The sequence below is a fragment of the Syntrophomonas zehnderi OL-4 genome, assembly GCF_000983115.1.
GTDB lineage: Bacteria > Bacillota > Syntrophomonadia > Syntrophomonadales > Syntrophomonadaceae > Syntrophomonas_B > Syntrophomonas_B zehnderi.
Genome location: NZ_CGIH01000051.1, coordinates 20,444 through 46,470, shown reverse-complemented (window position 1 = coordinate 46,470; position 26,027 = coordinate 20,444). Strand labels below are relative to the sequence as shown.

19 protein-coding genes, 5 tRNA genes and 1 other annotated feature are annotated in these 26,027 nt (G+C 43.5%); of the genes, 13 read left to right on the top strand and 11 right to left on the bottom strand.

The window, feature by feature from the left end; genetic code table 11:
• The first annotated feature begins 134 nt into the window (after window positions 1-134).
• Complete coding sequence (locus tag AAV90_RS13290) at window positions 135-1,481, top strand: YeiH family protein (RefSeq protein ID WP_046500001.1); 1,347 nt, start codon at window positions 135-137, stop codon at window positions 1,479-1,481.
• Window positions 1,482-1,549: 68 nt separating this feature from the next.
• Window positions 1,550-1,915 carry a hypothetical protein gene (locus AAV90_RS13285; RefSeq protein WP_046499999.1) on the top strand — a complete coding sequence of 122 codons (366 nt, stop codon included), beginning with the start codon at window positions 1,550-1,552 and terminating at the stop codon, window positions 1,913-1,915.
• A 355-nt stretch (window positions 1,916-2,270) separates the two neighbouring features.
• On the opposite strand, the gene AAV90_RS15640 is transcribed toward AAV90_RS13285, so the two are convergent.
• A complete protein-coding gene (locus AAV90_RS15640; protein WP_046499997.1) occupies window positions 2,271-3,461 on the bottom strand; it encodes a methyl-accepting chemotaxis protein in 1,191 nt (396 codons plus the stop codon).
• A gap of 494 nt (window positions 3,462-3,955) precedes the next feature.
• Here AAV90_RS15640 and AAV90_RS13275 point away from each other — a divergent pair, with 494 nt between their 5' ends.
• Window positions 3,956-5,161 carry a YibE/F family protein gene (locus AAV90_RS13275; protein WP_084691615.1) on the top strand — a complete coding sequence of 402 codons (1,206 nt, stop codon included), beginning with the start codon at window positions 3,956-3,958 and terminating at the stop codon, window positions 5,159-5,161.
• 367 nt (window positions 5,162-5,528) lie between these two features.
• The gene (locus AAV90_RS13270) at window positions 5,529-5,897 is read left to right on the top strand and encodes an HIT family protein (RefSeq protein WP_046499996.1); all 369 of its coding nucleotides are present in this window, start codon (window positions 5,529-5,531) and stop codon (window positions 5,895-5,897) included.
• Between the two features lie 188 nt (window positions 5,898-6,085).
• On the opposite strand, the gene AAV90_RS13265 is transcribed toward AAV90_RS13270, so the two are convergent.
• Window positions 6,086-7,750 (bottom strand): methyl-accepting chemotaxis protein, encoded by a 1,665-nt coding sequence (locus tag AAV90_RS13265; RefSeq protein WP_046499994.1) that lies wholly within the window; start codon window positions 7,748-7,750, stop codon window positions 6,086-6,088.
• A gap of 216 nt (window positions 7,751-7,966) precedes the next feature.
• Here AAV90_RS13265 and AAV90_RS13260 point away from each other — a divergent pair, with 216 nt between their 5' ends.
• Complete coding sequence (locus tag AAV90_RS13260) at window positions 7,967-9,772, top strand: heme NO-binding domain-containing protein (RefSeq protein WP_046499991.1); 1,806 nt, start codon at window positions 7,967-7,969, stop codon at window positions 9,770-9,772.
• Between the two features lie 215 nt (window positions 9,773-9,987).
• Here AAV90_RS13260 and AAV90_RS13255 read toward each other — a convergent pair.
• From AAV90_RS13255 to AAV90_RS13235, 5 genes are all read right to left on the bottom strand, one after another.
• Window positions 9,988-10,063: transfer RNA gene (locus AAV90_RS13255), tRNA-Lys, on the bottom strand.
• Between the two features lie 9 nt (window positions 10,064-10,072).
• Window positions 10,073-10,147 (bottom strand) — tRNA-Gln (locus tag AAV90_RS13250).
• Window positions 10,148-10,252: 105 nt separating this feature from the next.
• A tRNA-His gene (locus AAV90_RS13245) sits at window positions 10,253-10,329 on the bottom strand.
• Window positions 10,330-10,350: 21 nt separating this feature from the next.
• Window positions 10,351-10,427, bottom strand: a tRNA-Arg gene (locus AAV90_RS13240).
• Window positions 10,428-10,434: 7 nt separating this feature from the next.
• Window positions 10,435-10,508: transfer RNA gene (locus tag AAV90_RS13235), tRNA-Gly, on the bottom strand.
• A gap of 282 nt (window positions 10,509-10,790) precedes the next feature.
• Between AAV90_RS13235 and AAV90_RS14250 the strand changes: the two genes are divergently transcribed.
• The gene (locus tag AAV90_RS14250; protein WP_052729803.1) at window positions 10,791-11,513 is read left to right on the top strand and encodes a peptidoglycan-binding domain-containing protein; all 723 of its coding nucleotides are present in this window, start codon (window positions 10,791-10,793) and stop codon (window positions 11,511-11,513) included.
• A gap of 93 nt (window positions 11,514-11,606) precedes the next feature.
• Here AAV90_RS14250 and AAV90_RS13225 read toward each other — a convergent pair whose 3' ends face one another.
• Both AAV90_RS13225 and aroF (AAV90_RS13220) read right to left on the bottom strand, forming a co-directional pair.
• Window positions 11,607-12,689: a prephenate dehydrogenase gene (locus AAV90_RS13225; RefSeq protein ID WP_052729802.1), complete on the bottom strand. Its 1,083-nt coding sequence runs from the start codon at window positions 12,687-12,689 to the stop codon at window positions 11,607-11,609.
• Window positions 12,690-12,835: 146 nt separating this feature from the next.
• Window positions 12,836-13,867: a 3-deoxy-7-phosphoheptulonate synthase gene (gene aroF / locus AAV90_RS13220; RefSeq protein WP_046499989.1), complete on the bottom strand. Its 1,032-nt coding sequence runs from the start codon at window positions 13,865-13,867 to the stop codon at window positions 12,836-12,838.
• A 377-nt stretch (window positions 13,868-14,244) separates the two neighbouring features.
• Here aroF (AAV90_RS13220) and aroA point away from each other — a divergent pair, with 377 nt between their 5' ends.
• The 5 genes from aroA to pheA all read left to right on the top strand — a co-directional run bounded on the left by aroA (window position 14,245) and on the right by pheA (window position 20,385).
• A complete protein-coding gene (aroA, locus tag AAV90_RS13215; RefSeq protein ID WP_046499987.1) occupies window positions 14,245-15,540 on the top strand; it encodes a 3-phosphoshikimate 1-carboxyvinyltransferase in 1,296 nt (431 codons plus the stop codon).
• The gene (aroC, locus tag AAV90_RS13210) at window positions 15,534-16,664 is read left to right on the top strand and encodes a chorismate synthase (RefSeq protein ID WP_046499985.1); all 1,131 of its coding nucleotides are present in this window, start codon (window positions 15,534-15,536) and stop codon (window positions 16,662-16,664) included. Before aroA ends, aroC begins: the two co-directional genes overlap by 7 nt.
• A gap of 265 nt (window positions 16,665-16,929) precedes the next feature.
• Entirely contained in the window at window positions 16,930-18,006 is a 1,077-nt protein-coding gene (gene aroB, locus AAV90_RS13205) for a 3-dehydroquinate synthase (protein ID WP_046499983.1), read from the top strand.
• A 54-nt stretch (window positions 18,007-18,060) separates the two neighbouring features.
• Window positions 18,061-18,336, top strand: a binding site (T-box leader).
• Between the two features lie 164 nt (window positions 18,337-18,500).
• Complete coding sequence (gene aroF / locus AAV90_RS13200) at window positions 18,501-19,547, top strand: 3-deoxy-7-phosphoheptulonate synthase (RefSeq protein ID WP_046499981.1); 1,047 nt, start codon at window positions 18,501-18,503, stop codon at window positions 19,545-19,547.
• Window positions 19,540-20,385 carry a prephenate dehydratase gene (gene pheA / locus AAV90_RS13195; RefSeq protein ID WP_046499978.1) on the top strand — a complete coding sequence of 282 codons (846 nt, stop codon included), beginning with the start codon at window positions 19,540-19,542 and terminating at the stop codon, window positions 20,383-20,385. Before aroF (AAV90_RS13200) ends, pheA begins: the two co-directional genes overlap by 8 nt.
• Before the next feature lie 78 nt (window positions 20,386-20,463).
• On the opposite strand, the gene AAV90_RS13190 is transcribed toward pheA, so the two are convergent.
• Together AAV90_RS13190 and AAV90_RS13185 are read right to left on the bottom strand one after the other, a co-directional pair.
• The gene (locus AAV90_RS13190) at window positions 20,464-21,276 is read right to left on the bottom strand and encodes a MerR family transcriptional regulator (protein WP_084691612.1); all 813 of its coding nucleotides are present in this window, start codon (window positions 21,274-21,276) and stop codon (window positions 20,464-20,466) included.
• 140 nt (window positions 21,277-21,416) lie between these two features.
• On the bottom strand, window positions 21,417-22,490 hold the full coding sequence (locus AAV90_RS13185) for an alcohol dehydrogenase catalytic domain-containing protein (protein ID WP_046499974.1): 1,074 nt from the start codon (window positions 22,488-22,490) through the stop codon (window positions 21,417-21,419).
• Between the two features lie 743 nt (window positions 22,491-23,233).
• On the opposite strand from AAV90_RS13185, the gene AAV90_RS13180 reads away from it, so the two are divergent.
• On the top strand, window positions 23,234-24,451 hold the full coding sequence (locus AAV90_RS13180) for a saccharopine dehydrogenase family protein (protein WP_157609585.1): 1,218 nt from the start codon (window positions 23,234-23,236) through the stop codon (window positions 24,449-24,451).
• A complete protein-coding gene (locus AAV90_RS13175; protein WP_046499970.1) occupies window positions 24,452-25,984 on the top strand; it encodes a class I adenylate-forming enzyme family protein in 1,533 nt (510 codons plus the stop codon). It begins immediately after the preceding gene.
• Window positions 25,985-26,027: the final 43 nt, after the last annotated feature.

The window sequence follows — 26,027 nt, the reverse complement described above, 5'->3', positions numbered from 1 at the left end:
TCAAAGGCAAAAGTTTAATATCGGCTTGGACTTGTTCAAGGAATGAAAGGGGGAGAACAGGACTAAAACAGTGGCAGACAAAGGATTTTAAAAGGAAATATGAACCAAAAGTATTTTGATGGGAGGGTGCGTATTTGAGTAATTCTTCTACACCGGAACCGGCAAATGTGAGTGGAGGATGGTCCAATCTATGGAAGAAGGAGGATTGGTGGGCAGTTTGGCTTGGTTTAGGCATTGTGTTTGTTGCCATTTTGCTTTGGAAAGCTGGCAGCAGCCTTAAACCAATTGCCCTCGATGTACCGACATGGACAGAGTTTAGCACAGTATCTCAACATTTTGCCGCAGAATTCACCAACTATATCTGGCTGTTTATTGCCTTTGCAGTCGTTTTTTCTATTGCGATTAAAGCACTGGGTTACAAATTAAATGAGTTTATAGCAGGATTTATTGTTGTCTTTCTACTTTCCGTTGTCATTATGGTTCTGGGGGCTAACACATGGTTTAAAGCGTATAACCTGGAGGCTCCGCTGGTTGCCTTGGCTCTGGGCTTGTTGATAGGGAACTTTACCAAGATTCCTGAATGGATGAATGCTTCCCTGCGCACAGAGTTTTATGTAAAAACAGGTATAGTACTGCTGGGAGCTACTTTGCCCTTTACTCTGATTATCCAGGCAGGACCGGTTGCTTTCGGACAGGCAACTTTAATTGCGGTAACCACATTCCTGACTATATTCTATGTGGGAACCAAGTGGTTTGGACTGGATCGTCGTTTTGCTGCAACTCTGGGAGCAGGCGGTTCGATCTGTGGAGTATCTGCCTCGATTGCGGTTGGGGGAGCAGTAAAAGCAGATCAGCAGCATGTATCGGTATCCATATCCCTGGTGGTTGTATGGGCTATTATCATGATCTTTTTCCTGCCCTTTTTTATAAAACTGGTAGGAATTCCTTCCGGGCCTGCCGGAGCATGGATTGGAACCTCTGAATTTGCTGATGCTGCGGGAATGGCGGCGGCAGCAGCCATTGATGAGCAGGCGATTCGTTCTTTTACACTGATGAAAGTGGTAGGACGTGATATGTTTATTGGCATCTGGTGTTTTATCCTGGCGCTTGTTTCGGTTACTAAATGGGAGAAAAGAGAAGATGGCAGTAAACCTGATGCTAAAGAAATCTGGACACGTTTTCCCAAATTTGTTATTGGATTCTTTGTGGCTTCAGCAATTATTACTGTACTGGTGGCCTCTGCAGCTACTCCGGAAATAGCCAGCGCAATCAATGGCGATGTAATAAAGCCTGTCAAAACTTTGCGAACGTGGGCTTTTATCTTCTGTTTCCTCTGTATAGGCATGACTACGCGTTTCAAAGAATTGACTTCAGTGGGATGGAAACCGCTGGCTGCTTTCTCAACTGGAGTAGCGGTTAACGTTCCTCTGGGTTACATATTATCTGTTTTACTTCTGGGCAGTTATTGGGCCGGAGTATAAGAATTCTATTAGTGGGATAGGCCCATTCAGGGGCTTATCCTGCTATTGAATTTTCAGGAGGTATGATTATGCATTCTCGGAATTGTACATGTGTACAACGGATTCGCTTTGAATTTTTATTAATTGAGAAAAAGAAAAACGCCTTAATTCCCTTTAAAAGCAAAAAAACTAAAAAGGCAGATGATCTCAGGGACTTGGCAGACTCTATCCAGCATCGATTCCGCAGGGTTGCGGATATGATGGATATACTATACGGTTTTACTGACAATTGGTCTACCCGAGATTTACCTGATAGAATTATTATGGAAACCCGTTGTGAATCTTTTGACGAGTATAACTTTTTAAATATGACCCGTTGTCTGTCTGAACGGGGATTCAGTGATAAAGAGTATACGCTTAATATTGATTATGAGCGCCGCTGGGGAATGCTGTAGAATGATCTGGTCAGGGATTGCCTAAAAGGCCAGTAAGAACCTATAATGCGTAATGCGGGCGGCATAGAAAAATATTCTTTATCTGCCGGTTAGCTTGTGATAGTAATCTCCTGGGGATTTTGGTATTATGCCTGTCTGGCAGCTCTTTGCCATCCATGCATCGCTGCACTAGTCCATCCTTGGACGTTGCATGTTCCGCTTATCGCGAATGCGCCATACCTTCTTATCCATAATAGCGAATCCCCTCCAATTTCAATACCTTTAAGCACCATGGAATGCTGCAACCGGTATATAAGACGGGAGGGGATATCTGTTTCTGACAATTTACCTCATCTATCTCCTGGAATTATAGTAATTAGAAACTAAAGGCTGTAAACTCATTGGTCAGCTGTTCACTGATCGTCGTAACGCGACTCAAGGCTTCGGATATGGACTTCGCCTCAGTTTGATTGATTGTGGAGCTATTGAGTATCTTATTAATAATCTCATCCATTTCCTTAATTTCTCCGGCTAAGAAATAGAGCAGCGGGATGGTACGATGATTGGTCTGTTTTATATTGGCAACCAGCTGCTGGATGAATTGGATGGATTGTTTGCTTCTTTCCGCCAATTTTTTTACTTCATCGGCAACAACGGCGAAGCCTCTCCCCGCATCTCCTGCACGGGCTGCTTCAATGGCCGCGTTGAGCGCCAGTAGATTGGTCTGATCCGATATTTGTTTAATCGTATTAATCAGTTCATCAATTTTTTGGGTATTGGTATTAAGATCATTGGTAACCTCAATAGTTTCGTTGATACGCTCTACTTGCTTCTGGAATCGGCCATGAGCTTCCTGGATACTTGTGTTCGTATCTTCCAGGAAATTTACAATCCCTTCCATAGAACTCATAACTTCTTGAATATGGGCATTTAAGTCGAAGCTAATACCTTGGGTGTTGGAAAGGATCTGATTAAAGTTAAATTCTACCACCTTTTCCGTCAGATGAAGTATATCCTCAGGTTTAATGGTCCTATTAAATCCAATCACGGGAATCCTTTGTTTATCAAAAAACTGCCCGTAATGAGTCCAGAGAATTCCCTTAGCCCCTACAAAGCCCTCCATTCCAACGATGTAGTCTGCAGATTGCAATACTTCCTTAATCTGAGGAGTCTCCATCTCATTAAATGGGAGAATTCTATACTGTACATGATTCACTTCACGCTCGTGCAGGTATTTCTCAATGGCTTTGCCTTGAGAGGCGTTATTATTAAAGATCACAACATTGGATTCTGCGGGGATCCGAGCAACCCTTATGTAAAAACGTTCTTCGGGAATGAGTTCGAGAGGGAATATTCGCTGTCTGTCTATATACTTTGAGGCTTCCTCAACTCTTGTCGGAAGTACGATATAGAGGTCATCATTTAAATTAGGAGGGAGCTCCTTGATATAGTACCTGTTTTTCATTTGGACTTTGTGACCAAAATAGATGGATGTAACCCGGTGCAATTCATCAGCCACAGCTTGGGAACTCCCTATGGTAGATATATTCATTAAACGATTATTCATTCTCTTATCCCCCAGTTTATGTGAAAGTTACTACAATTATTAATATAGAATTACACAATTTGACATTTCTTTGCGATACTCCTTTATTCCAACAATACGATTTTCTTATGCTAATGATTAAAAAAATTGAGGTTAAACATTCATATAAAGAAAATCCGGCTTCGCCGTGCCTTATACCTCCAGTGAGGCGAAGTCGTTGGTTTTAGAAAGTGCACCAAGGAAATGCTAGATGGAATTGGGGCAAAGCTGGTGGCTAGCCTTGGAAAAGATGAATCAGACAGTCAGGGATAACTTAGATAGAAAACGTAACTGGGTGATAAAAAGCAAAGCTGGCCCCTAAGAACCTGGCAACGATATTTGGTGAAGTCAATTATTAGATGCGAAGAGCCCAAGCTATTATATGTACATGAAGGCAGGATAGAAGTTGTTAAAGATCGGTGAAAGATATCCATTCGCTAGTATTGCAAGTTTTAACATAACAAGAATATATTTAAATGTTAGAATATTATCTAGATTTAATTGGAGGTGTTGGATACTTGTACTCCATTCGTTATGGTTTTATTTGGCTGACTCTTTTTATAATACTTGTTTTTTCACAAAGTTCTGAAGCTGCTGTCCCAACTGCAGCATCACTTACCTCAGAGCAAGACCAAATTATTGAAAGGTATGAAGAAGCAAAAGTTTTAGAACTTGAAGAAATAGGAGAAATAAAGTTTGAAGAACAAAATGGACGGATAATAGAACAGGCTGTAAAGGTTGAAATATTAAGCGGACCGTTCAAGGGCAGGGAATTTATTGCACACAATAGTTTGTCTAACAGCCCCGGTATTGATATCGAGATTAATGAAGGTGACCGGGTAGTAGTATATATGAGTGAAAAACTAAACAGTGGCAAGGAAAATGAGATTCAAGAGGTATATGTGGCGGATATAGGCCGAACTAATTATTTGACTTATCTGCTTTTGGCTTTTATTCTTCTTCTGATTGGAATCGGTGGAAAAAAAGGAATACAAGCATTGGTAGCATTAGGACTCACTGTATTAGGTATATGGAAAGTACTGCTTCCTGCTATATTAAAAGGCCATTCACCTTTACCTTTGACAGTATTGGTTATTGCTGCCGTAACTATTCTGACCATGATTGTAATTGGGGGGATAACACGAAAGTCTCTGGCTGCTACTCTGGGGACCATAACTGGTGTGTTAATTGCTGGCATATTGGCTATTCTGGTTGGAGATCTTGCCCATTTAAATGGCTTGGCTACTGAAGAAGAAAGAATGCTTTTATATGTTGAGGGACTAAAGATAAATATGCAAGGATTGCTTTTTGCGGGAATCTTAATTGGAGCGGTTGGAGCTATTATGGATGTGGCTATGTCAGTGGCTTCAGCGGTTGAAGAAGTTAAGAAAGCAAATCCCGCTTTGAGCCGAATGCAGTTGGTAAGTGCTGGTATGAATGTGGGTAAAGATATTATGGGTACTATGGCTAACACTTTGATTCTGGCATATGCTGGAGGCTCATTGCCATTTATGTTGTTGTATCTAGCCTATGATACCCCGGTTGTACGCGTTTTTAATTCTGAACTCATTGCTACTGAAATAGTAAGATCACTGGCAGGAACAATTGGTTTAATCATTTGTGTGCCGCTGACGGCAATTATAGCTGGATTTTTAGCCGGGCGAGGACAAGATGTTCCTTGACAGGTGCTTTTTTTCTTTACACTATTAAGAAACGATTTTTGAATATACACAGTCAGGCTGTCATTCAGCTGGGCCTTTAGGGCAGCAGAACAATAACCGTGGGACTACAATACTACAGAACTAGAACAAACCTTCTTGAGAAAAACTAGTGGTTATTCTGATAATCAATCCTATAATGTAACAAAGAGCTTTTTTAAAAAAAGAGGGCATAGTAGCATTGTGGTATTTGAAGTCGCCACAGAGGCACAGGCAATTCACTTGATATGGACAACAATTAAAGCAATTGTAAGATTTACCCTCACAGAAAAACTGAAGGGATAAAAGTTATCGTGGCAATCCGTATGCTAATTGAGATTTGGAGGAAAAAATGAATTTGGCTTGCCGGTTTTGCAACCCCAAAGAAATTATAATATCGAATGATCTGGCCTATGCGATTTACGATAGATATCCTGTGAGCGAGGGGCATATTCTAATCATTCCTTACCGGCATGTAGAGGACTTCTGGACTAGTACCCCAGAAGAACGCAGGGCATTGAATGATCTAATAGAAAAGTGCAAGGAATTGCTCGACACTAAGTTTAAACCGAATGGGTATAACATTGGAATTAATTGCGGGGAAGCCGCCGGACAGACTATTTTTCATTTACATATTCACCTGATTCCACGCTATAGCGGCGATATAGATAATCCCCGCGGAGGTGTCCGGGGAGTCATACCTTCTCGTCGGATTTATTAGAGAGCCTTAAAAGTGTGGTTCTATCCTTCATTACTATTTACTGGGCAAATTGGTAATTAGTCTTCTTGGTCAGCCGGCTTATCATAAAGCTCTTTAGTTTATACATTTTATCACCTCACTTCCGATAATACATAAGCAAGCTTATTGACACGTTCGCTGCCAATAATCACTACCAGATTATTTATAATCTAAGTATCCAGAGATCCCACCAACTCTTTAAGCTGGCCGGCCAAACCGGCCAGTTGCATAGAACTCTGCAGGGTTAATTCGGTATTTTGGGTTTGATGAAGTGCTGAATTGAGCATAGCCGGAATACTATTGCTGACCTGTAATGCGTTGTCGTATATCCTTCTTTCGTCATTCGCCAATTGCCTAATCTGTTCTGATATTGCCTGACATTCATGGGCCACATCACTTATGGCCTGCTTGTTCTGGTCGGTCTTTTCGTAAATGCTTTGGAAAATATCTCCCGATAGACTGATTAAGTCCGAGCTTGACTGAGCTTCATCAAATACCGTTTGAAAACTATCTTTCAGGGCTATAAAATCTTCCAGCATTTCATTTATGATATGGGTCGTTTCATTTGAAAACCGGTAAGTCTCCTGGGAGAGTTTGCTTATCTCTTCGGCTACAATGCCAAAACTGTTGCCAGCTTGACCGGCTCGGGCAGCTTCAATCGTTGCGTTGAGGGCTAGAAGCTTGATTTGTTTGGCGATGGTTTCCACAGAAGCGTTAAAAGCAGCTATTTCCTCTACCCTTTGATTATGCCTTTGCAAAGCTGAGTGGGTATCCCGGCTGGAATGATATACGCCGGCTATCTGATGGGTTAATCTCTCCATGGTGGAGCGTCCGGACTGGGACTGTTCAAATATCTGTCGGCTGATATCAACCGAAAGCTGATTCATGCTGTTTATTATTGAGGTTGAATGGAGCAGATTATCTACTGTATGGCGTATCCTGTCCATGGACTCCATTTGCTCATGAACCTGCCGATTAATCGTCTGCAACTGCGCGGAAATACTTGTTGATTCCTCTTTAACCTCCGCCGAACTTTGCGAAAGTTTTTGACTGGTCCGATTTAATTGCTGTACAACTTCCTGCAGGCTGGCAATAAATTTCTTGATTGTGTTGATCATATTCCCAAAGCTTCCGGCCAGCACCTTGAGCTCCCGGGGCATGCGCCGGGGATAGGATTGTGATCTTAAAACCCCGGACTCTACTTCTCCGGCTGATTGGGCCAGAATATATATTGGTCGCGTTAGGTATTTAACCATCTGCAGGATAATCATGGCCGCCGCCAGCATGGTTATTATGCTTAGGGTTAAAATACTGTTTTTCAATACGTTTACCGGTCTTAAATAATCGGCTGCCGGCAAAATCAGCAAAACCGCCGTCTGGTTTTCCAGGTTGTAATCATAGGCCAAGGCATAATCCTTATTACCATATTCAGTATACATAATGCCCCGTTTTTGATTAAAAATCTGGGCCTGCTGCTGAGGATGGAGGGGAATTTCAGTCATATCTCCAAATTTCATTATTATACTTGAACGGGAAATAATGAATTGGCTTAAATGATAACCTCTGCTTAAATACTCAGCCCTTTGCTTGGCCAGGTAATAAGTCAGTTTTCCATCATATTGCCGGGAATCTACCGTTGCGCGAAGAATGGATGCTTTTTCGGTAACGTCCTGGGCTGAGTCCTGTAATTGAATAGCTGTCATGGAGACGATTTGTTTTTTTTGTAATTGCAGGGTTAAAAGCAACAAACAACTGAAGGCAATCAACAAGATAATGATAATGGTGCCGGTTATTTGAGCCTTGATCGATAGGGTTTGCAGCCTTCTTATTTTCATGCAATCTCCTCTAATACTACATATTACTAATCATAATTAGTGTAGCTTAGCGATGTTAACTGCAAGTGTTCATTGGCTCAAGACATTGTTGCTTGCATGTAAAGAATTATGATTCATGGGTAATATTGTTCCAATAATGATAGCATTACAATATTACCCAGTGATATACTGAGAAGGGGAAAAAGCAATTCCTATTATTTAAGTGAGGTGGTGTACTTGAAAGGTACAGTAGTAGATACTTGGTTTAACAGCATTGCCCAGTTTTATGGACGCGAAGTATTAAATGAAGCTTTACAAGAATACGGTTGGTCACCCCTTAGAATAATTACACCGGCTGAGAATATTCCTGATCATGAACCATTTAAAATTATCGAAATAGTAGCTAAAAAAGTAGGGAAAAGTACGCCAGAAGTATGGAAAGCAATAGGTAGAAGTAATGTTTCTTCATTCCAGCAAGCCTACCCCTCCTATTTCGAAAGGAATAACTTGAGGGATTTTCTGTTAATGATGGATGAAGTCCATGCCCAACTTACAAAAAAAATTGAGGGGGCTAACCCTCCTAGGCTTATTCCTACTCGTATTAGTGCAAAAGAAATAGAAATTCATTATATATCTAAGCGAGGTCTATTCGATTACTTTTTAGGTCTTTTAGAGGGTTGTTCTGAATTTTTTAATGAAGATTTAAATGTAGAGGTACTAGATAAAGGTACTGATGGAGATAAGCATTTTATAATTGTAAGATTAACTTTAGAAAAAGGTGAAGATTATAACCGTACTTATAAGCCTACTACCGTATTATCTTTAGGATTATTAAAAACGGTTCCCCTTAAAATTGCGACAGGTATTACTTTATTAAGTTTAATAGTCTTTTTGATAAATGAAGGAACAAATCTTAACTCCTTAATCTATACGTTATGTATATTTGTTTTTAGTTATAGTTTAAGTAGTTTCTTCTTAAAACCTTTAGAAGGACTTAAAGAACAAGCTACTAACTTAAAAGATTTTGAATTTTATAAAGCTACCCCTATTATTACTAACGATAACTTAGAAGATATTAGTTATCAACTCGAAGTTTTTAAAGAAAATATACAAAAAGATTTTCTTTATCTAAAAGGTGGTACTGATGATTTATATGCTTTTAGCCGCAAGTTTAGTCAAATAGCTGAAGAAATGAGTAATGTTTCTGATGTTATTGCCAATGTAGTCCACCAAGTATCAGAAGGTGCAGTTTATCAAGCAGTAGAAACAGAAAAATCAGTTAGCGTTTTAGTTGGTAATATTGATAAACTTAATGAACTTGCAGAGCGAGAATTAGAATCGAAAACTAGTTTAGAATTAGCAGTAGCTAATATTGAAAATTCATTTACAGAAGTAAAAACGGTAGCTGAACTTTTATTAGAAACTAAAGAGGAGTTTAGGGATGTAAATCAACAAGGGGAAGATTTATCCAAACGGGTAGAAAATATTATGGAAATAGTTACGACTGTTGAAGGTATTGCTGACCAAACTAATCTATTAGCTTTAAATGCCGCTATAGAAGCAGCAAGGGCTGGTGAGCAAGGACGGGGCTTTGCAGTAGTCGCTGATGAAATCCGTAAATTAGCTGATGACGTAAAACAAGCAGTTAGAACTATTAACGAGAATTTACAATATTTTGTAAACCAAGTTAATAGTTTAGTTTCAGATATTAGTAAACAGTTTGTTCAATTGGAAAATGGTAATAAAAGTTTGGAAACAGCAGTAGCAGATAATATGCATGCCGCCCAAGATATTAATAATGTAGCTAATACTATAGTAAATCTAGTCGAAGAATTATCAGATGAAACAAAACACGTTAGTGAAGTTTTCCAAAACCTACATACTCTAGCGGCTATTGCCGAGGAGAATTCAGCCTCTAGTCAGGAAATGAGTGCTAATGTAGCTGAGTATTCCGATAAAATAAAAGATTTGACTTCTTATGTCCATCAACTAGAACAAGTAACAGGTGGTTTTAAAGAAGAACTTAGAAAGTACTCGTTATAGCAATTAGCTATAAGCAAGAAAAACTTTACGCATGAAAACGTTTTATGTAGATTTCTGATTAAGAGTAAGCTGCTCGATTATTTTTTGAGAATCAAATCGACTAAAAAATATGAGATTTATCTTCTGCCACCTTTTTGCCACCCATTTTAATAATCAACCACTTTACAACAGAAAACGAAAAACCCTCCAATCCCTGGAGGGTTCTAAGTTTTAAATGGTGAGCCATCCGCGACTCGAACGCGGGACGCCCTGATTAAAAGTCAGGTGCTCTACCGACTGAGCTAATGGCCCGTATTCAATTGGCTGGGGTGGCTGGATTCGAACCAACGAATGACGGAGTCAAAGTCCGTTGCCTTACCGCTTGGCTACACCCCAACGTGTATAAGGATACTTTGTTTCCCGTTACCCGTCCGGTGACTCTTTAAACCCCAACGTTACTGAGTATACTAGTATTTCCATGGGGTTGTCAAGAATTAATTTTGGGGTGGATGATGGGACTCGAACCCACGGCCCCCAGAGCCACAATCTGGTGCTCTAGCCAACTGAGCTACACCCACCACAGTGTCGGATAAAGGTAATGGCGTCCCCGGAGGGATTCGAACCCCCGGCCCACGGCTTAGAAGGCCGTTGCTCTGTCCAGCTGAGCTACAGGGACAATTATATGGAGCGGGTGATGGGAATCGAACCCACGCAACCAGCTTGGAAGGCTGGGGCTCTACCATTGAGCTACACCCGCCGACAAAGAGTATTATACTTCTTTTCAGATATCATTTCAATAATAAAATCAAAAAGAGCTATGTATTCCAATATTTACTTAAATCGCCTCATAATTACATATGCCGTTATTCGTTTTCAAAAAACACATCATATATTATATGCTTTTTTTGCATAATACATACATGGAATATAAGAGTTTATCTGTTATATACAACGTTTGGAAATAAGGGGCTACTCTGGTAACCATTCAAGACATTCACTCATAAGATACATTGAAAGATGTAAAAAGGAGGTTAGAAAGTTGGCGTATATAAATTTTGGCAGTCGTCTTTTGAAAATGGGTTTAAGCGGTACTGACGTTGAAATACTGCAATACCTGCTGAACAACCTGCCCAGCCCTATAAGCATACCGATCTCCGGAGAAAATTCTTTTGGCCCTAAAACTGAAGCTGCGGTCAAAAAGTTCCAGGGTTATTTTAATCTAACCGTAGACGGTCTGGTCGGAAAAAACACTTATCTCTTTTTAGGACAGCAGACCGGGCCGTATCTTCCGTCCGGAGCAGCTATGTTTGGTTCCCGCACTTTGAGCAAGGGTTCCAGCGGCAGGGATGTATGGGTTCTGCAAAATCGGCTTTCCAGTACTAAGAAAAAATATGCCATGGCCATAGGCGCGCCTGCCGACTCCATTTTTGGTCCTAAAACCCAGGCGGCTGTAAAGATGTTTCAGAATGATCATGGTTTGACCCAGGATGGCATCGTGGGGCCTCATACTTTTATGGAATTATATAAGCATACCTATATGGGTGGCAGGTATTTGCAGAAGGATCGCTTTGAGCGCAACCAGGGCTATGATGTTTATTACCTGCAGGTAAATCTTAAGGCACTTGGATACTATACGGGAGAACTAGACGGTAAATTCGGCATGGTGACTGCTTCAGCCGTAAAGGCTCTGCAAGCTGCGCATGCGATTAAAGTAGATGGTGTGGTTGGACCGCAGACCTATTACTACCTGGCTGCTGTTTAGACTCATGGTATATATTAATTTAGCTGTAGAACTCCGCTTAAAACCAGCAAAGCCGGGCATAAATCCCGGCTTTTACATAGGTTTTTGACTTTTTTATAATTCTCTAAGCCAGGCTTTAAATCCATTGGCCTTTAATAATTGGCAGGCCGTTGGGGCTGACTCTCTTTTAACCGTAATCCTTATGGTTCCCTCATCTTCATCCCTTACCCCCAGTAATTGCAGGTTCTGGATGTTAATCTGCTCTTTACCTAACAGACTGCCTAAATTACCAATGACTCCTGGCTGATCAGGTATTATGGCGATAATATCGCAGGAATCTTCCAGACAAGGGCGAATACTGGGCAGATTTTTTTTAAGGTCGCGGGCAGTGGCCAGGCAGCGTCTAATTTTGTCTTTGTCTCCCGCTTCCAGCGCTTTTAGATAGTTCTGTAACAGCTCCTGCATGTTTTTTATTTCCTGGGTTACTGCGTTGGAATTTAGCATCAAAATATTTTCCCAAAGTTCGGGGTCAGAGGCCGCAATACGGGTGGTATCCCGTAGACCGCCTCCAGCCAGGGCCAGTGCTTCCGGATTGTTCTGTAAATTATTTACGAGCGCTGCTGATATCAAATGGGGGAGATGGCTTACTTGTGCCACCGCCTGGTCGTGTTCCTGAGCATCCATAATTGCTATTCGGGCTCCGATCGTCTTAAGTAATTCTATCAGGCCGGCAAGTATATCCTGAGGGGTATCTGGCTGGGGGGTAAGAACATAAGCTGCGTTTTGGAAAAGAAACTTATCCGCGGCACTCAAGCCGCTTTTTTCTGAACCAGCCATGGGGTGTCCTCCTACAATGTGAACTTCAGCGGGAAGTTCTTGCTGCAAAACCTGCATTACCCAGCCTTTAACACTGCCTACATCACTTACCAAGGCACCTGGCTTCAACGAGTCCTTTATTTCTGCTGCTACTTGGGGGATGGTATTTAGTGGGGTGGCAATTACCACCAGGTCGCACTCCCCCAAAAGGCGCGCATCCAGGTGTTCATCGATAGCCCCTACTTCCAGGGCCTGCAGGGCGGTTTTTTCTGTCAAATCCCGGCCGGCCACTTGAATTACTGAACTACTGTTACGAAGTGCCATGCCTAAAGATGCGCCTATGACTCCCAGTCCGATGATGCCTACTTTTTTAATCTTCATATATAAACCTCCCATGCCCGCACAAACATTTAGCTGCAATGTATTACAGTTGGAGGATCCTTGCTTGCCTGCGAAAGCTTATGCATCCGTCTGGTTAAAAGAGTTAAAGCTTCCGTTCCCAGGGATGCTTGTTAATTTGTATCTAATTAAATTCTGCCAGCGGATTGATCGTCCAGCTGATAAATGCCCTTTAAATGTCTAACTTTCTGGGCCAGTTTGCTGAAATCATCCGGGATTAAAGATTGCGGCCCATCGCTCCAGGCATTGGCTGGGTCGGGATGAACCTCTACCATGATGCCGTCTGTCCCACAGGCTACTGCCGCCATTGACATAGGCTCTACTAAATCTCTTTTGCCGGTGCCGTGACTGGGATCAACCATTACGGGCAGATGAGATAGATGTTTTAGCAAAGGTACGGCACTTAGATCCAGGGTGTTGCGGGTGTAGGTTTCAAAGGTGCGGATACCCCGTTCACACAGGATTACCTGCGGATTGCCGCTGCCCAAAATATATTCTGCCGCCATCAACCATTCTTCAATTGTCGCTGACATCCCACGCTTTAATAGTATCGGTTTGTTTACCTTGCCCAGCTCCCGCAACAGAAAAAAGTTTTGCATATTGCGGGCACCTACCTGAATAACATCTGCGTATTCAGCTACCATGGCAATAGACTTCTGATCCATAACTTCGGTTACTATAGGCAGGCCAGTCAATTCACGAGCTTCCGCCATAATCTTAAGGCCTTTTTCACCTAATCCCTGGAAAGAGTAAGGCGAAGTCCGGGGTTTAAAGGCACCTCCCCGCAGCATATCAGCACCGGCTTTCTTGACTGCCCAAGCCGTTTCCAGGAAGATTTCCCGACCTTCCACCGCACAGGGACCGGCCACAATCGTTATCTGATCATCTCCGATTACGCAGTTGCCTACCTGAACAGTTGAGTTTTCGTGTTTAAAATCGCGCGAAGCCAATTTGAAAGGCTGCAAGATCGGCACTACTTTTTCGACTCCACCTAGTGATACCAGGATCTGCGGATCAATCTTGCCCGGCTCGCCAATGACCCCCATTATAGTACGATTTACACCTTGAGAGAGGTGAACATTGAAACCTTCTGCCTCCAGACGATTTTGAACGATCTGAATCTGATCCTGAGTGGCTCCCTTCTGCATGACGACTACCATACTACCAACCTCCTAATTTTCCGGCGAAAATAAAAAAACCGTGGGCAGAGCACACGGTTGGGTTACGGTTCTCAGACCGCCTATTCCTTCCATTCTCGCCATACTACCTTTTGTTTAATTAAACTTAAATACCATCCTACAGTTTATAAGTTTAGCATAAACAAATACTGAATAACAAGGAAAAAAATCGGTGCTGGTATTTACCTTTGGCAGATTTAGATTATAATTAGATTTTAATTACGCGCATAAGACAGGAACTTTTTTAGCCCCCGGCAATCAGCAAGAGCAATCTTCCCCGCAAACGGTTCCTGGTTGGTTTTAGTGTCGGGGAGCATAAATCTGCTAAAGTATTCATAAAACCGAAGGTGAGGTTAGAAATGAATCTATCTATAAAAAAAATAAAACCGTTTCAGGCCGTTATCAGGGTTCCGGGGGACAAATCCATATCCCATCGCAGTGTCATGATCGGCTCCATTGCCAATGGAATTACTACCGTAGAAAATTTCCTTCCCGGGGAGGATTGTCTGAGTACCGTAAACTGCATGCGCCAGTTAGGGGTGGAAATTGAAGCCCTTAGTCCTACCGCTTTAAAAATTAAGGGACGGGGATTGCACGGGCTTAAGGAAGCCGGGGATTATCTGGATGTCGGCAACTCCGGTACTACCATTCGCTTATTATCTGGTTTGCTGGCGGGGCAGGATTTCTTTTCAATAATAACCGGTGATGCTTCCATCCGTAGGCGACCCATGGCTCGGGTGGCGGTTCCTTTGCGGCAGATGGGGGCACAAATTTGGGGCCGGGATCAAGACCGCCTGGCTCCGCTGGCAATCAAAGGAGAACCCTTAAAGGCTATCCACTATCAAAGTCCGGTAGCCAGTGCTCAGGTAAAATCGGCCATACTTCTGGCTGGACTGTATGCGGATGGTGAGACTTCCGTTACTGAACCAGCTTTATCCCGTGATCATACAGAAAGGATGTTGGCCGGGTTTAAAGGTAAAATCCAGGTGGATGGCTTTACAACGGTGGTTAGTCCGGGGGAATTAACCGGTCAGCAGGTTGTGATTCCGGGAGATATTTCTTCAGCGGCCTTCTTCTTGGCGGCAGCCGCAATTATACCGGGTTCGCGTATTACGATTCAGGATATGGGCTTAAATCCGACCCGTACCGGTATATTGGAGGTTTTGGCGGCTATGGGCGCCCAGATAAAGATTGAAAATGAACGTACCGTCTCCGGCGAAATTCTGGGTGACGTATCCGTTGTCGGCCAGAGCCTAAAGGCGGTGGAAATAGGCGGGGATTTAATTCCTCGATTGATTGATGAGATTCCGGTTTTGGCAGTAGTTGGGGCGATGGCCGAAGGACAAACCGTTATTCGTGATGCCGGAGAATTGAAAGTGAAAGAAAGCAATCGTCTGCGGGCTATGGCTACTGAATTAAGTCGTTTCGGGGCTGAAATAAGGGAGACGGAAGATGGATTGCTGATTAAGGGAGCCGGGAAGTATAAGGGGGCAGTATGTGAGTCTTACCATGATCACCGCATAGCTATGGCTTGTGCTTTAATGGGTTTGGCGGCGGATGGAACCACCGAAGTTAAGAACTCGGAATGTATTAATATTTCCTTCCCGGGTTTTCTGGATTGCTTAGCGCAGCTAGGAGGGATGGAAAGATGTTAAGGTATCTGACGGCGGGAGAATCTCATGGTATTGCATTAACGGCGATTATTGAAGGCATGCCGGCCGGACTGGATTTAACGGCTGAATATATTAATACCCAATTAAGTCGCCGCCAGCAGGGGTATGGCCGCGGCGGGCGCATGCAGATTGAGACTGACAAAGTCGAGCTGCTCTCTGGGGTTAGAGGGGGAAAAACCTTGGGCAGTCCTATCAGTCTGCAGATAAAAAATCGGGATTGGAGCAACTGGTCAGCTATAATGGCTGCCGGGGAAGCGGATTTGACGTCGCGCACTGTAGTAGTGCCGCGCCCAGGTCATGGTGATCTAGCCGGACATATCAAATATGGTCATCAGGATTTAAGAAACATCCTGGAGCGGGCCAGTGCCAGGGAAACCGCCGCCCGAGTAGCCGCTTGCACAGTGGGGCGAAGGCTGATTGAGCATTACGGAATGGAAATAACCAGTCACGTTATTCGGATTGGAAGCGTTGAAGCTCCCAGGAGCTCTCTGGAGAATATTAAGGCACATGCCCCGCAATCTGTTTTGCTTTGTGCCGATGCAGATGCCGAAGCGGCTATGATCAAAGAAATCGATCAGGCCAAAGAAAATGGCGATTCCCTGGGGGGCGTCTTTGAAATCATCGTCCGCCACGTCCCGGTAGGACTGGGAAGTCATGTCCACTGGGATCGTAAGCTGGACGGACGTTTGGCAGGTGCCCTGATGAGTATTCAGGCGATCAAAGGGGTGGAAATTGGATTGGGGTTTAGAGCAGCCAGCCTGCCAGGCTCACAGGTGCACGATGAAATTTTTAGCAACGGGACTGGTTTTATAAGGGGATCAAATAATGCCGGGGGCATTGAAGCCGGTATTACGAACGGGGAGGATATTGTGATTCGGGCTGCGATGAAACCCATAGCCACTTTATACAATCCCCTGCGCAGTATCAACCTGGAAAACGGGCAGGAAGATAAAGCGGCGATAGAACGCTCTGATATCTGCGCAGTACCTGCCGCAGCAGTAGTCGCCGAAGCTGTGGTTGCCTTTGAATTGGCCTCTGCCTTCCTGGAAAAATTCAGCGGCGACAGCATCCCCGAAATAGACAAACGCTGCCGGGGAGAAATTTGACACCAAGGATAACCATAACCACACCGTAAATAGACGCTGATATGCGGGGAAACATAGATTTTTTCAGATGGTTTATTTTTATTAACTGCAATTAATATTAAGAAAGCGGCTGCTTTGACCCACCTATGGGGAATTAGACGCAACATAGACCGGGAAAACAGCAGTAATCCCTAATAAATGAACTAAATAAAGAACCGTGAAAAACTGTGCCATCCGCATTATCCGCGTAAATAAAATGTGGTGTCGGTGTTTTAAGGAGGTTTGTATGAACAGGGTGATAAATGTTGATCTGGGCGAGCAATCTTATAATATTCATATCGGCAAGGAATGTTTGCCCTCCCTGGCGGGGTTATTGGCTGGGGTGCCCCGCGGCAGCCGCAGCATATTGGTATCGGATGATATAGTTTTTCGTCTTTACGGCGAGCAGTTTTATGAAATCCTGCAGTCTGCAGGTTTAAAGATTGAAGTGGCAGTGCTAGCCGGGGGTGAGTCGTGCAAGAACCTGGAAACATTAGGTTGGCTCTATGAACAAATGATCAGCAAAGGTTTGGATCGACAATCTACGGTATTTGCTCTAGGCGGAGGGGTTGTTGGGGATATCGCTGGTTTTGCCGCCGCCAGTTTTATGCGAGGGATCGGCTATATTCAGCTGCCTACTTCATTATTGGCTCAGGTGGATAGCAGTGTTGGGGGCAAGACCGGGGTTAATCTGTCTCTGGGAAAAAACCTGGTGGGAGCTTTCTATCAGCCCAGTCTGGTTTTTGCAGATGTGAATCTATTAAATACTTTGGCTGAAAAGGAGTATCAAACCGGCTTGGCCGAAGTTATTAAGTATGGTGTTATCTGGGATAGTAAGTTGTTTGATTACCTGGAGACAAATATTGAATCTATTAAAGCTCGAGACATGGACTGTTTGATCCATATAATCTCTCGCTGCTGTGAAATCAAAGCGGAAATCGTAGCCCAGGATGAAAAGGAAAAAGGACTGCGGGCACTATTAAATCTCGGCCATACCTTCGGACATGCCTTTGAGGCCTTGACCGAGTATAAAAAATTCACGCACGGTCAGGCAGTTGCAATTGGTATGGTCTATGCTACCCGCTTGGCAGCTGCAACTGACATGATAAATGAACAGGATGCCAAAAGGGTGACAGACTTAATAAAAAACTATGGTTTACCTCTTCATTACGGTGACATAAGACCGTCTGAGATTGTCGCACGTATGCATTTGGATAAGAAAAATACCGGCGGTAAGATTACTTTGGTTTTGCCGGCTGCAATTGGTCGCAGTGAGATTGTCGGTGAAATAGACCCCGCGCAGATAGAAGCTATCCTAATCTAAAAAAATACTTTTCTTTTTTATTTGGGTATGATAAACTTAACCGTAATTTCAAATTTAAAAACGATGAACGAGCAAAGTACGTTAACCCCAGTTTTACAGGGAGAGGGTGTCATCGACTGCAAGCACCCTTAAAGCATGATTAACCGAAGTTCTCTCGCGAGTTGCCAGCTGAAACCTAATTAAAGGCAAGTAGGCCCGGCCGTAATCTTCCTACGTTAACAGGAAGGAGGTATCGGAACATGGTTCCCGCACCTTTTTGCGAGCGGGTTTGCTGTCTTGGCAAGCCAACTAGGGTGGTAACGCGGTAAGCGAAAGCTTTTCGTCCCTTGAGGATGAAAAGCTTTTTTTATTTAGGATGAAGGAAGCGTTTTCCCGTACCTGCTGAGTGGACTCATTTAATATGAGTCAAACAGGGTGGTACCACGGAACCCATAGCTTTCGTCCCTGCAGGGACAAAAGCTATGGGTTATTTTATTATTTAGGAGGTTAATAAGATGGTCATAGTGATGAATATTGATGCAACGGTTGAGGAGATTGCGGCGGTAAATCGGAGACTGGAAGAAATGGATTTTAAAAATCAGGTCATTCATGGCGTGAAGAAAATCGTCATAGGAGCGGTAGGTGATGCTTTAAACAACAACGCCTTGAAAGAATTGGCCCAGATGCCAGGGGTGGAAAAGATTGTGCCAATAATGAAGCCTTTTAAATTAGTGAGCCGGGAGGCTCAGGCCGAAAGTTCCGTAGTAAAGGTAGGGGATGTGCGCATAGGCGGTCAGGAACTGGTGGTGGTTGCCGGCCCCTGTGCTGTAGAAAATCGTGAACAAATCATGGCGGCTGCATTGGCCGCGAAAAACGCTGGGGCTAATATGATTCGGGGGGGAGCCTTCAAACCGCGTACTTCACCATATAGTTTCCAGGGTTTGGAAAAAGAGGGGTTGCAAATGCTCAAAGAAGCGTCCCGCGCGGTTAATTTGCCAACGGTTACAGAGGTGATTGATGAGCACAGTCTGAACCTTTCCTTAAATTACGTTGACATGCTGCAGATAGGTGCCCGCAATATGCAAAATTTTCGGCTTTTGAAAGCGGTTGGACAAACGGATAAACCGGTTCTGCTCAAGCGCGGAATGTCCGCTACCATTGAAGAGTGGCTGATGGCAGCTGAATACATTATGTCAGAAGGAAATCAGCAGGTTATCCTTTGTGAACGCGGTATTCGCACCTTTGAAACCTATACGCGCAATACCCTTGATTTATCAGCAATACCGGTGGTCAAAAGGTTAAGCCATCTGCCTGTTATTGTTGATCCGAGTCATGGTACCGGAGATAGACAGTTGGTGGCCCCCATGTCCCTGGCTGCAATAGCGGCAGGCGCAGATGGTCTGATTTTGGAAATGCACCCGCAACCGTCTAAAGCTGTTTCAGATGGTGCCCAATCGCTCACTCCGGAGGGATTTAATAATTTGATGCGGCAACTTACGATTCTGGCACCTGCCGTACAAAGAAGCATACCCAAGATTCAAGGAGGACTTGAATATGTCTGATACGATAGGTTATCTAGGGCCGGCAGGAACCTTCTGCGAGAAAGCAGCTCGCCGATATAAAGGGGAGGGGAAGGAAAATTTAATGCCATATCGTTCCATAAGGGAAGTTTTTGGGGCGGTTGAAAAGGGTGACGTGAAGAGCGGTATCGTACCGATAGAAAACACCTACGAAGGGGCTGTGAATCAGACCTTGGATCTGATGACCGGAGAGCATAACGTTTATATAGCCGGTGAGATTATCATTACTATCCGGCAAAACCTGTTGACCCATCCTGGTGTTTCAAAGCGGGAAATAGATTGCATACTGTCTCATTCTCAGGCTTTGGCCCAGTGCCGAGAATACTTGAATACTCATTATACAGGGGTACCCCTTTTGGAGGTACCCAGTACGGCAGAAGCTGCCCGGTTGGTGGCTACCTCTGCGGAGACCTGGGCTGCTATTGCCACCCGCTCGGCTGCCGAAACATACGGTCTGCAAATCCTGGCAGCGGACATTCAGGATCAATTCAACAATGCCACCAGATTCGTGGTTTTAAGCAAGAAAGATGCCGGCTATGTTCCTGGCTGCAAGACTTCCTTGTTAATTTATGTTTTAGATAGGCCGGGAGCGCTTTTTAAGGTATTACGGGAATTTTATGAGCGGAATATTAACCTATGCAGGATCGAATCTCGGCCGGCTCGAACCCGAATGGGAGACTATCTGTTTTTTATTGACATCGAGGGACATCGTCATGAAGACAGAGTGCAACAGGCCTTAGCAGGGGTGACAGCATTAGCCGCAGTCGTTCGGGTACTGGGATCATACCCCACAGCCCCGCCATTATCCGAAAATGACTAACCGTATTAAACCCTTCATGGTCTGTAAACTGTCATAAAAAGACACCGGCTATGGTAGATGCCAAAGCCGGTGCTTAGACTAGGGGACATACATCTGCACTTCGGTTACAAATTGTTCTGGTTTGCGAGGCAAAACCATCCAGCGTCCTTTAACATAGATCTCCCGGACCGGGGATAAAAAATCAATGTCATTAGAATTGGCATAGTCGATTAGTGCTTTATAGGTATTATCAAGTGAGTCATAAGAACCGTTATGGATTATACTTAAAACCTTCCCGCCTTGAACCGTTTTATTTTTGATGTCGTTGCCTGTGATCGGCTTTTTGATTGGAACACAGCATTCGATATCAGCATCGTCTTCTCTGAAATCTTTATCATAATACATGGTAAAATGCATCCCGGAGGAATAAGGTTCGCAATGTTTATAAAGATAATCAAAACAAGGCGATACTTGGTGATAATTACCTTTGAAGCGGATTGAAGCCACAAATGTCTCCTCCACTGTTTTGGCAATTATCGTGTTGTTTTTATCGGCATTAAGGCTTCTGGCTTCCCGGCTGATCTTGATAAGGTATTCCAATTTTCTGGCTATTTTTTCATATTTAGTAGCCTTCTCTTGTATTGCCAGGTATTTTTTTTCCATACTTTCGAGCAGATCATAGTCATCCTCGCAGTTGCTAAGTATATCTTTTATTTCTTTTAGGGAAAAATCCATTTCTTTTAGTTCATTGATAATTTGAGCTTTTTCCAGGCTGCTGTCAGTATAGTAACGGTAACCTGAATCAGTATCAATGTAATCAGGTTCAAGCAATCCGCATTCATGATAATAACGAAGGGTTGTAATACTTAGCTTGGATATCCGGGAAAAATCTCCGATTAAATATCGCACCATATCACCCCTGATTGCACACAGATGTTAAAAAGATTATGACCCTTATTAAAAGAAATGTCGCAATATTCTATTGTTATCCGTTAAAGTTAAAGAAAATTCTAGCACAATAGTCAAGCTAGCTCAATAACATACTATGATTATTAATTTTCAAAAGGAGTTACCAGCCATTTTATGCAGCCATCCTGTTGTTTGCCAAATACCTCGTAACCATTAATAATATCGTTTAATGGAGCTCTATGGGTCAGCATGAATTTGGTATCCAGCTTGCCTTGTTTGATCAGGTCAATCATTTCTGGGACTCCATCGTTGACTTGAATGCCCATCTTGAGCTGCTGGTTTTTAACGATCATTTCCACCAAAGGAAGCTTAACCAACATATCAGAGAAAATTGCTACTGTGGATACAATCCCGCCCGGCCTGGTAGCACTAACTGCCATGGCCATGGTTGTCTCCAGACCGGTAGTTTCCACAGTTGCATCTACCCCTAACCCGCCGGTTATTTCCAGGAATTTTTGAGCAACATCGTCAGTGGCTGGGTTGATAACATAATCGGCAATGCCTTCCTTAACAGCTAGATCCAAACGGTATTGGGCAATATCTACGGCGATTACCTTCCCGGCGCCAAAAACCTTTTTGGCCAGGAGACAGGTCGATAATCCTACCGGTCCTACGCCGATTACCGCCAGTGACTGACCGGGCTGTAATTGAGTGTTGGCTATACCGAACCAGGCCGTAGCCAGCATATCCGGTGCCAAAATGATATCTTCTTCCGACATTCCTTCGGGAATTTTATGTAGTTGATTTTCCTGATCAGCCCAAGGAACTCTAACATATTCGGCATGCCCACCCTCCAGCTTGCCATTGCTTCCAAATACGCCCCCGTTTTCACATAAAGCAACGAGGCCCATTCGGCACATTAAGCACTCCTCGCAATGTGCGCCTGGCTTTACGACACATCTATCCCCAACCTTGAACTTCTTAACGTCAGAACCAACTTCAGTTATTTCAATACAAAACTCGTGGCCCATAATCCTTGGAGTAGGGGTATTGGGAAGATCTCCTTGGGCCATGTGGATATCACTGCTACAGACGGCAGCCAGGGTTACTTTACCGATAACATCGGTTGGGGCTAAGATTTTCGGCATGGGAACATCCATTAAACTAAAATTGTTAGGTCCCTGGTAGACTAAAGCCTTCATAGTTGCTGCACTCATTTATACTGCCTCCTTTAATTGGTGGTTAAGACCTAGGCAGATTCACAGAAGTGATAACAAAATTGAAAAACTAATGCAAAATATAGCTGATTATGATACTAATCATTTAAATATAATACTATGACGAAATATATTGATTCAAAAGGCGATTAAATTATCTGTTAATCTGTGTAATCTAAAAAAGCCTCTTACCTAGATCTTACCTAGATATTTAATATGTTTCCTATTAAGTTAAAGTCTCTAGCTGCTAGAGGGTCAAGCTATTTATTTATGAATATTTGCTATGAGAATTAAATATTTTTACTTTTGATAAGGTGAATTATCATTTATAATGATGAAATATAGCGGATAGCCTTGGGCATCTATTGCAACCGTAATATTAGTTGTTATTTATTATTTTACCATCCATTTTTTTTACCAAGCCGCGTTTAAATTAATGCTAGGGTTTGTTGTCTAGTAAATGGCTGATAATAGCTGTTTTGTGCTGGCTGGTTTGATTTAAAATCGCATTGCGACGATGGTAAAGGTAAAAAAATTTAAATTAAAAGTTGATATTTTATAAATATTACACATTGTCATTAAATTGCGCTTATCATATTCTGAATTCAGATAATCTTTAGTTGTAGGGGACATGGTTGGTGATACGGTTAAAGTTAGCCATTTCCAGGGGAAGCTTTACTGCATTTTTCCGCCATAATCCGGGAAAGATTGTCGAGCAAATATGTATAGGGGAGGCGATTGTTTTGAAAGTACTTATTACCGGTGCTGCGGGACAGATGGCACAACCAGTAATAAAATATCTTAGTACACTTCCTATTGTGGACGAAATCAGGTTAGGTGATTTATCGGAGGAAAGACTGGCTGATGTAATAAAAGAACAGGGGTCGCCTAAATGTAAACCTTTCAAACTGGATGTTCGAAATCCGCAGCTCTTAGCGGAGGCACTGACTGGTCAGGATCTGATTTTGAATCTGGTCGGGCCATATTACCATTTTGGTACGACTGTGCTAGAGGCAGCTATTAAAAGCCGTGTAGATTACGTCGACATTGTTGATGATTTTGATACAACTCAGCAACTACTGGATTTAAACGAGCAGGCTGCCCAGGCAGGTATAACTGCCCTTATTGCCACAGGGGCTTCCCCTGGTGTAACCAATGTTTTGTCGCGTCTGAGCGCGGACTATATGGGACAGGTTGAGGAGATAAACACTTCCTGGGTCGTAGGTGAAGCCAATTCAAATTATACCGGGGCGTTGGTGCATCTGTTTCATGTAATGGGCAATGAGATCCCAACCTTTGAGAACGGAAAAACTAAATATATAATGCCAGGCCAGCCGGACGGCGCACGTATAGTTAATTTTCCGCAACCTTTAGGAGCATGTGAGGTATTTCAAATCGGCCATCCAGAGCCCGTCACCTTGTCCAGATTTATACCCGGGGTAAAAACCGTCACCAACCGCGGGGCAATCTGGCCCGAAGATAAGAATAACATGTTCAGGGTATTGGTTGCTTCAGGTTTTACCAGTGAACAAAAGGTTCCTTTTAGAGATTTGATGGTTGCACCTTTAGATTTCTTTGAAGTCCTTTTCAACATTGCGAAGCAGACCTCCCCGCCTGATACCGAGCCCTCTAAAATGGCTATGTGCGTTGAAGTTATTGGGAAAAAAAACAACCAGGATATAAACCACACCTACTTCCTGGCGGATTATGGCGAAATGGAGACCTTTACAGGTATGTCGGCGGCTGTGGCAGTTGAGATGATGCTGAACGGTTCCGCCAAAACCAAAGGGGTTATCGCCCCCGAATGCCTGGATCCGCTGCAATACATGCACAAGCTCAGTCAGGCCACTGAAGGATATGACAAACTTTTCCTTATGGAAACCATTAATGGCGACCTTAATCGGGCCGGTCGATTCTATAATAAAAAAATATGGGACGATTTATGGAATAAGGAGATTTAAATGAACGTTGTCCACCTGGCGCTGGATAATTTGGAAAAATACGGTGAGTATACATTCCTTTGCTTCAACGGGCAGGGATACAGCAATATCTATGTAGATAAAAAATCCAACTATCTGGGATATGGTTTGCAGGAAAGAGGCCTGAAAAAAGATGAGCGGGTTATCGTATTCCTTGATAATATGCCGGAAGTTGTAATAAGCTACTATGCCATTCTGCGGATTGGAGCGATAGTCGTTCCGGTTAACCCGCAGATGAGCGCAGAGGATCTGGCCCATATTATAAGTGATTGTGAACCGGGCGCGGTAATTACTTCGGCCCGGTTGTCAGCAACTGTCAGCCAAGCCCTGGATCTGGCGTGTCTTAAACCTCAGGTTATAGTTGTAGGGGATGTCGCCAATGAAGAAAACATATCTATAGAGGATTGCTATGTGCCTGAGGACACGCTTTTAATGACTGATCGCCCGGATGATGCCGCTGCGGCCATTATATACACTTCAGGCACAACCGGGCCGCCCAAGGGAGTAGTTTTAAGTCATTTCAACCTGTATATGCAGGGGCATTCAGACATACGCGGGATGGGATTTTTTGACAGCAGCGGCAACCGGCTTATTGACAAGGTGAATCTTCTGGTGGTTTTGCCGCTTTCCCACGTTTATGGTTTATGTACGATAGCAGTAGCTTTTCTGGCAGGAGGAAGTATTTTTCTCTTGCCCAATTTTAATCTGAAACAAATCCTTTGCTACATTCAAACTTACGACATCACGGTATTTGGAGGTGTACCCAGTATGTACGCCGCTTTAGCCTCTTACCCTGATGTGGAAAAATATAATGTTAGTTCGGTTACGCGCTGGCTTTGTGGCGCAGCCCCGCTGCCTGGAAGTGTACGCGGTGCGTTCGAAAAAAGGTTTAACTCAAACATAATTGAAGGGTATGGACTAACCGAAACGGTATCCGGTTACAGCCTGCAACGCCATGATCGCCTTATAAAGCCTGGTTCAGTCGGACAGCCGGTTTCAGGTTCGGAAGTCCGGGTAGTGGACGATATAGGCAGGATGCTTCCACCGGGTCATGTGGGTGAGTTCATCATCAAAGGCGCTAATGTGATGCAGGGCTACTATAAAAATGAGGCCAAAACTGCCGAGGTTATCAAAGACGGTTGGTTATATACCGGTGATATCGGCTATATGGATGAGGACGGCGATATTTTTCTCATCGAAAGGAAACAGGATTTAATCAAGCGGGCCGGTATTACTATTTATCCCAGCGAAGTGGAGGAGGTTCTACTCAGTCATCCTGATATCCGGGAGGTAGGGGTGATGGGGATCCCCGAGCCAGAGTATGGAGAACAGGTCGGTGCATTTATCGTCTTAAAAAAAGGCGCTAAAGCAAATAAAAATAGTATTAAGGCTTTTTGCCGGAAAAGTTTACCGGATTATAAAGTCCCTGTCCGGATAGTATTCTGTGACAGTCTGCCCAAAAATGAACTGGGCAGGATACTAAGGCGCGAAATAGCCAAAACCATATCGCTTTGAAAGTCTGCCCTATTGGGAAAAAGCTATGGCTTAAGCTCAAAAA

Bases quoted from the DNA above. Each gene is read 5' to 3' on its own strand.
- AAV90_RS13185 (WP_046499974.1), bottom strand. From the start codon at position 22,490: ATGAGTGCAGCAACTATGAAGGCTTTAGTCTACCAGGGACCTAACAAT.
- aroA (WP_046499987.1), top strand. From the start codon at position 14,245: ATGAATCTATCTATAAAAAAAATAAAACCGTTTCAGGCCGTTATCAGG.
- AAV90_RS13285 (WP_046499999.1), top strand. From the start codon at position 1,550: ATGCATTCTCGGAATTGTACATGTGTACAACGGATTCGCTTTGAATTT.
- aroF (WP_046499989.1), bottom strand. From the start codon at position 13,867: ATGGTAGTCGTCATGCAGAAGGGAGCCACTCAGGATCAGATTCAGATC.
- AAV90_RS13190 (WP_084691612.1), bottom strand. From the start codon at position 21,276: ATGGTGCGATATTTAATCGGAGATTTTTCCCGGATATCCAAGCTAAGT.
- aroB (WP_046499983.1), top strand. From the start codon at position 16,930: ATGAACAGGGTGATAAATGTTGATCTGGGCGAGCAATCTTATAATATT.
- AAV90_RS13265 (WP_046499994.1), bottom strand. From the start codon at position 7,750: ATGAAAATAAGAAGGCTGCAAACCCTATCGATCAAGGCTCAAATAACC.
- AAV90_RS13275 (WP_084691615.1), top strand. From the start codon at position 3,956: ATGTTAGAATATTATCTAGATTTAATTGGAGGTGTTGGATACTTGTAC.
- pheA (WP_046499978.1), top strand. From the start codon at position 19,540: ATGTCTGATACGATAGGTTATCTAGGGCCGGCAGGAACCTTCTGCGAG.
- AAV90_RS13225 (WP_052729802.1), bottom strand. From the start codon at position 12,689: ATGAAGATTAAAAAAGTAGGCATCATCGGACTGGGAGTCATAGGCGCA.
- AAV90_RS13175 (WP_046499970.1), top strand. From the start codon at position 24,452: ATGAACGTTGTCCACCTGGCGCTGGATAATTTGGAAAAATACGGTGAG.
- aroF (WP_046499981.1), top strand. From the start codon at position 18,501: ATGGTCATAGTGATGAATATTGATGCAACGGTTGAGGAGATTGCGGCG.
- aroC (WP_046499985.1), top strand. From the start codon at position 15,534: ATGTTAAGGTATCTGACGGCGGGAGAATCTCATGGTATTGCATTAACG.
- AAV90_RS13270 (WP_046499996.1), top strand. From the start codon at position 5,529: ATGAATTTGGCTTGCCGGTTTTGCAACCCCAAAGAAATTATAATATCG.
- AAV90_RS15640 (WP_046499997.1), bottom strand. From the start codon at position 3,461: ATGAATAATCGTTTAATGAATATATCTACCATAGGGAGTTCCCAAGCT.